General features: G+C 40.5%; 5 protein-coding genes, 1 tRNA gene and 2 pseudogenes. 2 read left to right on the top strand and 6 right to left on the bottom strand.

The features are described 5' to 3' along the window. Positions 1–643 (top strand): annotated as a pseudogene (locus C7H79_RS15800) (glycoside hydrolase); the annotation flags it as partial. Positions 644–1,400: 757 nt separating this feature from the next. Next, positions 1,401–2,579, top strand: a complete 1,179-nt coding sequence (locus C7H79_RS15795; RefSeq protein ID WP_106708220.1) for an alpha-amylase family protein — start codon at positions 1,401–1,403, stop codon at positions 2,577–2,579. A 429-nt stretch (positions 2,580–3,008) separates the two neighbouring features. On the opposite strand, the gene C7H79_RS15785 is transcribed toward C7H79_RS15795, so the two are convergent. The 6 genes and pseudogenes from C7H79_RS15785 to C7H79_RS15760 all read right to left on the bottom strand — a co-directional run. Further along, positions 3,009–3,085 (bottom strand) — tRNA-Ile (locus C7H79_RS15785). Positions 3,086–3,096: 11 nt separating this feature from the next. Then, positions 3,097–5,307 (bottom strand): RNA polymerase sigma factor RpoD, encoded by a 2,211-nt coding sequence (gene rpoD / locus C7H79_RS15780; RefSeq protein WP_106708219.1) that lies wholly within the window; start codon positions 5,305–5,307, stop codon positions 3,097–3,099. Positions 5,308–5,397: 90 nt separating this feature from the next. After that, positions 5,398–7,200 (bottom strand): DNA primase, encoded by a 1,803-nt coding sequence (dnaG, locus tag C7H79_RS15775; RefSeq protein WP_106708218.1) that lies wholly within the window; start codon positions 7,198–7,200, stop codon positions 5,398–5,400. A 94-nt stretch (positions 7,201–7,294) separates the two neighbouring features. Beyond that, positions 7,295–7,741, bottom strand: a complete 447-nt coding sequence (locus C7H79_RS15770; protein ID WP_106708221.1) for a GatB/YqeY domain-containing protein — start codon at positions 7,739–7,741, stop codon at positions 7,295–7,297. Between the two features lie 118 nt (positions 7,742–7,859). Next, positions 7,860–8,072, bottom strand: a complete 213-nt coding sequence (gene rpsU / locus C7H79_RS15765; protein ID WP_013648785.1) for a 30S ribosomal protein S21 — start codon at positions 8,070–8,072, stop codon at positions 7,860–7,862. 391 nt (positions 8,073–8,463) lie between these two features. Beyond that, a pseudogene (locus tag C7H79_RS15760) lies at positions 8,464–8,602 on the bottom strand (IS1595 family transposase); the annotation flags it as partial.

The following is an 8,602-nucleotide window of genomic DNA, read 5'->3' as shown; positions in this document are numbered from 1 at the left end:
CCCCCAAGTACGAGATCGTCTGATCGCCTTATTCAAGGCACTGGGAGAGCGCTACAATTCACATCCTTACTTTGAAGGAATCGGTATGATAGAAAGCGCTATGGGGCAACCTCTTGAGTCGATATCAAGCGTCCAAGCCGATGTGTTTTACGAGAATATGATTCAGGTGAATCAGAAAATGCGTTTGTTTTTCCCCAATACAATGACAATTCAGGAAGTAAATTACCCGCGCCCAATTCTCAATTCACTCGTAACCCAACTCAGGGATATGGGAGCAACACTGAGTGGTCCAGATACTTTCCAAGACGAAAAAGGTTTGAATTTTAAAGCGACTCAGTATGATCCCAACCAGGGAGTTTATAATTACTATTCAGATTATTCTGGCATGATGGCCATGGCGCCAACAGTTATGCGGAAAAATTATGAGAATACGAGAAATGATGGAACAGGTTATGAACCAACTGTTGCAGAGATTCTGGTTTTCGCACGAGACACCCTCAAAGCCAATTACATTTTTTGGTCACGGATTCCGAATTACTACGATAAGGTATTGGAAGTATTAAACTGGGCTGAGCAAAGAAGCGATCCCGCTGGTGGGTTGAGTTCCATCTGCCCAACTGCTTATACGTCTTGCACGAACTAGTAGTATTTTTCGAATATTCACAAGAAAGCCTATGCTTTTAAAGCATAGGCTTTTCTTTTATATTGACTCCTGCTGAATAAAATAGACAGAGCCCCTATGCCAATGAATGACCCCGCCCCAAGGGGCGAGGCCATTCATTTCCTGATCTGTAGTAGTTGCGATTTGAAGTACCAGTTACTCAATTTAACAAAGTGATTGCCAAATCAAATCGCAATTACTACTTCTTGCAGCCATGAGAAATGTTGCGTGGTTGCAGTGGCAGTTCTTTTAAATTAAGCGAATACTTCCGCAAATATTCAAATGCAGTTTTTCTCGGGTACTGCCAACAAGCAACACAAGTAATTCAGTAAAAATATCCACACATGGCTTTGTGTATCGTATTTACAACACTAGCTATCAATTCAGTGACAAACAGAAAAATCTGTCATTGACAAACAGAAAAATCTTCTTGACATTAAAAAGAACCCATATTCCACTTTTTTTTCAGCATTCAAAAATCCTCCAACTCAGTATAGTAGGCACTATCTTTTTTTGAGGATGTATTTCTGAAAAATGCTCATAAATTTTCCAGAAATACAACAAGACGCAAAAAAAGAAATTGTACGAGTAAAAACTCAATAGAGGGTGTTATCTAACCATCCAAGACGTAAACGGTTTTTTTTGTAGGTTATATCAAGTGCACCAGAAAATCTTCGGAAAAAAATCTCAAATATTGAGCAATACAACAACTTTTACGAACTCATCAGAGGTGTTTTATATGAATAAAGAGAATTTTATGAAGTTAAACATTTTCTCATCTATTATTAGCCGACAGAAACACGCTATATCCATTGCAGCATTATTCGTTAAATGCATGATTATCGCTCCTTTGGGGATAGCACAAGCAGCTCCACTGCCTCCTGAAACTACCGGAATAAAATGGCATCCAGGTCACTATTACACCATCCAAAATTGGGCTAATGATGACCCGATCTACATGGCGAAAGTATACACAGAGCTTGGAGCCACACCTGCATTACGTGGAATGCAGCTGCGTTATTTATGGGGTTGGCTGGAAAAATCACCGGGCGTATATGATTTCTCTTCCATCGACAAACATCTGGCCAAACTTACTGCCATGAATAAACGGCTGGTTATTCAGGTACAAACAAAATCATTCAATGCTAACTGGAAGCTCATCCCAGATTATTTGAAAGCGCCACAATATGAAGGTGGTGCATTTAAATATAGTGACTTTGGACCCATACCCAGTAATGATGGCAGCCGTTACGGCCATAACATTAAATTATGGAATCCTAATGTACGTGATCGGCTGATAGCCTTATTTAAGGCATTGGGTGAACGCTACAATTCACACCCTAATTTTGAAGGTATCGGCATGATTGAAACGGCCATGGGACAAGCGATAACGCCCCTGACGACCCCTCAATTAGACGGATGGTTTAACAATTTAATCATTGTGCAGCAGAATATGCGTACATTTTTTCCCAACACCATGACGATTCAAGAGATAAACTACCCGCGCAACAATCTGAAACAAATCACAAGTGCGATGGCAGAAATGGGGGGAGCGCTCGGTTGTCCGGATGTTTATCCTGATGAGCCAGGTTTGAATTTTCCTGGAAACCCATATTCTCCTCAAGGTGCTTATCGTTACTTCTCACAGCTTACGGGGGTTGTGCCTATCGCTCCCACAGTGGAAAAGGTCAATTATTTAAATACTCGTGGCGATAAACTAGGCCATGTGCCAACTGTCCAGGAGCTTCTAGTGTTCGCACGCAATGATTTAAAATCCAATTATATATTCTGGCAACGTGTTCCCGAATATGTCGACCAAGTCTTAGCGGTGATGAGCTGGAAAAGGCAAACGAGCACTCCGTCAGGTGGCTTGCTCTCGATCTGCCCAAGTGCCTATCCCTCCTGTATAAGCGATTAATAATTTTCTGATCAAATCAGCAGGTGTAGAAGTTTCTTCCCAAAGTAATTTCTACACCCGAAATAAAGAAATGGCCGTGCAAATTCAGACAAGCAGTTAAGCGGTAATCTTGCTCAACCAAGCCGTGTAATATACGACAAAAAAGGAGCGAGAGCATGAGAAGGACGAGAAGAAATGGTAATCACCCCCATTTTTAACGGGAGCTTACAGTAGAGAGTTTTAGTTTAAAACCTTCTGCCAGCTTCATCGCTGGTGTAATATCTCCGAGTGCCATATTCGGACGCTCATGAGATGGTGAGGCGGTATGCACACCTATCAAAACCGCAACTTATGCAGCATGCCGAGCTAGTTTCTAACGTCCTTGATGACACAATTTTGTCACATCAGAAAGAAAAATAGGTTAGAAATTAATCTAACCTATTGATTTATTGGTGGGTCTGGCTGGACTCGAACCAGCGACCAAGGGATTATGAGTCCCCTGCTCTAACCAACTGAGCTACAGACCCTTATTTTTATTCTAATTGTTTCCAGTATCAAGGAAACTACGTAAACGCTCAGAACGAGCAGGGTGGCGCAATTTACGTAACGCTTTGGCTTCAATTTGACGAATGCGTTCACGGGTAACATCGAACTGCTTTCCGACTTCTTCCAAAGTATGATCAGTATTCATTTCGATGCCAAAACGCATGCGCAACACCTTGGCTTCTCTTGGTGTTAAAGAATCTAATATATCCTTTGTCACACCGCGCAAACTGGCATAAACCGCTGCATCGGCCGGTGCCATCGTAGCCGCATCTTCGATAAAATCACCGAGATGTGAGTCTTCATCGTCGCCAATCGGTGTTTCCATGGAAATGGGCTCTTTAGAAATCTTGAGAATCTTGCGAATTTTCTCTTCGGGCATTTCCATTTTCTGCGCAAGTATTGCCGGTTCAGGTTCTTGTCCAGTTTCTTGAAGTATTTGCCGCGAGATACGATTCATTTTATTAATTGTTTCAATCATATGCACTGGTATTCGTATCGTACGTGCCTGATCAGCAATTGATCGAGTGATTGCTTGGCGTATCCACCATGTCGCATAGGTTGAAAATTTGTATCCACGCCGATATTCAAATTTATCCACCGCTTTCATTAAGCCAATATTTCCTTCTTGAATCAAATCAAGAAATTGCAATCCACGATTGGTATATTTTTTGGCGATTGAAATTACCAGACGTAAATTTGCTTCCGTCATTTCGCGTTTGGCACGACGAGCTTTTGCTTCACCGGTAGACATCTTACGATTGATTTCTTTCAAGTCTTTTATCGGGATGCCAATCTTACTTCTAAGTGCAAGCAAATTGTGCTGTTCTTCAAGAATTGCAGGTTTGTAATGTTCGAGTGCCTGGCTATAAGGTTTTTCCGCTTTGATCTCTTGCGTTATCCAATCAAGATTTGTTTCATTTCCTGGGAAAGTTTTGATGAAGTGATTTCTTGGCATTTTTGCTTTGGATACGCACAGGTCCATTATTTTACGCTCATAATTACGCACATTGCCAACTAATTCGCGTTGCGTGTCGCAAAGCTTCTCCACCAATTTTGCAGAGAATCGAATCGCCATCAACTCAGATGAAATTTGATCTTGTAACTCAAGATATTCTTGATGATAAGGTCCATTCTTATCAAGCAGCGTTTGCATTTGGTCGTAGATCTGGCGAATAACTGCAAAACGTTCAAGCGCATCTGCTTTAAGTTTTAGCAAATCAGCACTGGCAATTGCCGCACCATCGCTGTCCTCATCCTCATCTTCATCATCACCAAGGTCATTGGAAGCCAGCTCCTGCTCGATCGCTTCTTCAGAAAACACTTCATTGACAATATCTTGCGCATTCGCATCTAATAATCCATCGACAACTTCATCTATGCGCATAGTCTCTTTTTCAACCTCAGTAGCCAAGTCAACTATTTTTGCAATAATCGGAGGGCAGGCTGAGATTGCTTGGATCATGTGACGCAATCCACCTTCAATGCGTTTAGCAATTTCAATTTCACTTTCGCGTGTGAGCAAACCAACTGAACCCATTTCGCGCATATACATACGCACTGGGTCGGTCGTACGCCCAAATTCTGAGTCTACTGTCGACAGTGCGGCTTCAGCCTCTTCTGCGACATCCTCATCAGCTACAGTAGTGGCTGCATCGGACATCAGCAAGGTCTCGACGTCAGGTGCCTCATCATGTACTGATATCCCCATATCATTGATCATGCTGATGATGCCTTCAATTTGTTCTGCATCCAGCATATCATCAGGCAGATGATCATTAATTTCCGCGTAGGTAAGATATCCGCGCTCTTTCCCTAATCCGATGAGTATCTTCAAGCGCATGCGACGCGCTTCAATATCCTGTGGCTGTGAATTACTGCTTTGGATAATAGAAGCAGCATCAATTTTATCAACCTCCATGCCATTGGAAGTTTTGTTCTTTTTTGGAATCCTGCCTCTGGTTTTCTTGATTTCACTCAGACTGAGGGGATTATCTTCCATTGCCGCCTGAAAAGTCTCCACCGCACTCGTGGCTGCTTTAACAGATATTTTTGTTGAAATTGTTTTATCTGATGCTTTTTTCACAGTCGTTTTTTCTTTCTTTTCTACCATTTCATTATCTATATTTTTTGCTTTTTTTATGGACGATTTCTTGATAATTTCATTCTCGGTATCTTTAGACTTGGCTGTTCTTGTTTTTGGCATACTGTTATTCCCAATAACATGGATAAATTTGCAGCTTAAATTGTTTAATTATATCAAAATTTGTTACTGCTGACACTTTCTAAACCGACTTCATCGCATTGCAAGCTGCTGCAACTCTCGTTTCTCATCGTCTGTAAGCATATTCAATGACTTACTATATAACTCTGTAATGCGTTTCTTGCGCTGCGCTTGCTGCAATATTTCTAGCGCTCCTAAAAATTCTTTCTCTAAAGCATTTATGTCATTCCACTTTAGCGTTTCACTTTCGATGTTTTCAAGCAATGTTCTATGTGAACTGTCCTGTAAGTAAACAACTATTGTTGAAACTTGGGTTTCACTATTAGTCAAATGGGGGTATTTATCAAAAAGTTCAATCAATGTTTCTAATGCGGAGATTTCTTCTGAATTTTCCTTTTCCCCCGAAAGCAAACTCCTATCTATTCTATTAATATAACTCGGATTATGTAATAGCATCATAATTAGCCAACGATAAGGCGTGACCGGCTGTTTTCTTAATATTTTCTTAACTGTATATTTCTTGTAAGAAGGTTTTATTTGCAATAGTTCTTCCACCTCAGACTGACTAAGACCACTGAGCTCTGCCAAACGTCTTAATAATATTAACAAAAGCGCCGGCGCAGTTACTCGCTGCAGTAATGGCTTAGCATCATTAACCAATTTGGCACGGCCTTCACTGGTTTGGATATTAATTCTTGAACATAATTCCTTAAATAAGAATTCTGATAAGGGTATTGATTGTTTGAGCTGCTCCTCAAAGGATTCCTTGCCATTTCGTTTCACATAACTGTCTGGATCTAAACCCTCAGGCAAAAAAAGAAAACTCATAAACTTGCCGTCAGTAAGTAGCGCAAGACTGTTTTCAAGAGCTCGCCAAGCAGCCTTTCTTCCCGCTTTGTCACCATCGAAACAAAAAATAATCTGGTCAGTCTGACGCAATAGTTTTTGCAGGTGAAAGCTAGTTGTAGCCGTACCCAAGGAAGCTACGACATAATCAATCCCGTGTTGCGAGAGTGAGATGGCATCCATGTACCCTTCTACAACGAGCGCGCAATCTGCTTCACGAATAGCGCGACGGGCAGAAAAGAAATTATATAGTTCGCGCCCTTTCTCAAATAAAATTGTTTCTGGAGAATTCAGGTACTTGGGCTCTTCATCGTCTAATACCCGTCCTCCAAAACCAATGATCTGACCTTTTTGATTTAGAATCGGGAACATAATGCGATTCCTAAATCTATCGTACTGCTTAGCTTCATTACCGACGACGACTAATCCGGCCTGAACTAATAAATTTCGTGTTTTTTCGGATCTATAATCTGAAAAAACCAGTTCCAGATTTTGCCAACCAGTTGGCGCGTAGCCAATGGCAAATCGTGCGGCCGTTTTACCTGATAAACCACGCATTTTAAGATAAGCAACGGCTTTTTCGGAAATTTTTAATTGCTCTCGATAAAAGCGGGTAGCAACTTGCATTACATTTAAAAGATCCTGAGAGGATATCTCTGGATTACTAATGTAATGATCATTTGCGAAATAATTTGCCGAATCATCCGGAACAACCGAACTGGAAGGCATATCAGTTTGTTGAATTGGTAACTGCATACCAACGTAAGATGCCAAATCATTTACCGCATCAACAAAGCTTAATCCACTATATTCCATTAGAAAGCTAATTACATTGCCATGCGCGCCGCAACCAAAGCAGTGATAAAATTGCTTTGGTTGACTGACTGTAAATGACGGAGTTTTTTCACTATGAAACGGGCAACATGCTACAAAATTAGCCCCTGCTTTTTTAAGTGGGACATGGCGATCAATCGTATCAACAATATCCACACGATTGAGCAATTCGTGAATAAAAGGTTGTGGAATCATTTATCAAAAGCAATAATACATCCCGCAAACAAATAAAAATCGTATCTGAGGCTTATAAATAAAAGCAAAAAGTACAATTCTTAAATGGGCAGCCTTATGATGACATTTTCTCTTTAATTAACATTGATACTTTGGCCATATCTGCACGTCCAGCAAGTTTAGGTTTCAGCAGCCCCATCACTTTCCCCATATCCTGCATGCTTACTGCTCCAGTTTCTGAAATGGCTTTGGAGATTAAACTGCTTATTTCAGCATCATCAAAAGGCTTTGGCATATATACATTTAGAATCGAAATCTCGTCTTTTTCATTATTGGCAAGATCAAATCTCTGCGCTGCTTCGTACTGTGCAATTGAATCCTTACGTTGCTTAAGCATTTTTTCGATAACGGCTATAACCGCCACATCATCTAGCGTTATGCGCTCGTCCACTTCTCTTTGTTTAATAGCAGCCTGCAATAAGCGAATAGTATCTCGTTGCTTAGTATTTCCCGCACGCATTGCCGTCTTCATGTCTTCAGTAATTTTCTGCTTTAAATCAATAGTCATACGAGCATGCCTGACATTATTTTCCGACCCAATATTATTCTATCCTAAGACAGATAAAAATAGTGCTTAACTACTTTAAATCTATTCCTATACCGGGCTCGACTATGATGACTTAATAAAGTTTGGGTGGAAGCAATTGACTTCGCAAACGCTTGTAGTTACGCTTCACGGCTGCTGCCAGCTTACGTTTACGCTCCGCTGTTGGCTTCTCATAAAACTCACGAGCACGTAATTCTGTTAGTATTCCTGTTTTCTCGATAGAACGTTTAAAGCGTCGCATTGCAACTTCAAATGGCTCATTTTCCTTAACTTTAATAGTCGTCATAAATAGGCGTAACCTCTTGATTAGTTATAAACAAAAAATTTATTCATTACCCATAATGGGTATAACAAAAGCTTTTAATTATAACATCAAGTAATTTATTGCAAAAGAAAAATATACGTATCTGTTAACAATAAAGATCAATATCTTGATTCGTGCCATCTTTAGATGGATGACAGAAGATTGCTTGAGCTGATTGCAATTTTAAACTGCCTCTTAAGATTTTGAATTATTCATGCCGGCACGCAGTTTGCGTAACAAAATGAAATGATAATTTACACCATACACCAACGCTATAAATAAATTTCCCAAATTGGGGAAGACAGTTCTCTTTGAATAGCGGTAACTTAGAAGCAGTGAAAGGAATTATTTTGCCAGAATAAAATTTTCCTGATTACCAAGAAGTTTCAGCCAGTTTTAGCAGCCGTCCGGGCATGGGTGGCGTCTGAACTGATGCACGAACCAATCTAGGTACTATCACATCGAGCTTAAACCGCCGATTAAATCGATATTCAAATTCTGCCAGATAGCGT

The organism is Nitrosomonas supralitoralis (assembly GCF_003011925.2).
GTDB lineage: Bacteria > Pseudomonadota > Gammaproteobacteria > Burkholderiales > Nitrosomonadaceae > Nitrosomonas > Nitrosomonas supralitoralis.
The sequence above is the reverse complement of the archived record's forward strand: the minus strand, read 5'-3'. Positions and strand labels throughout refer to the sequence as shown.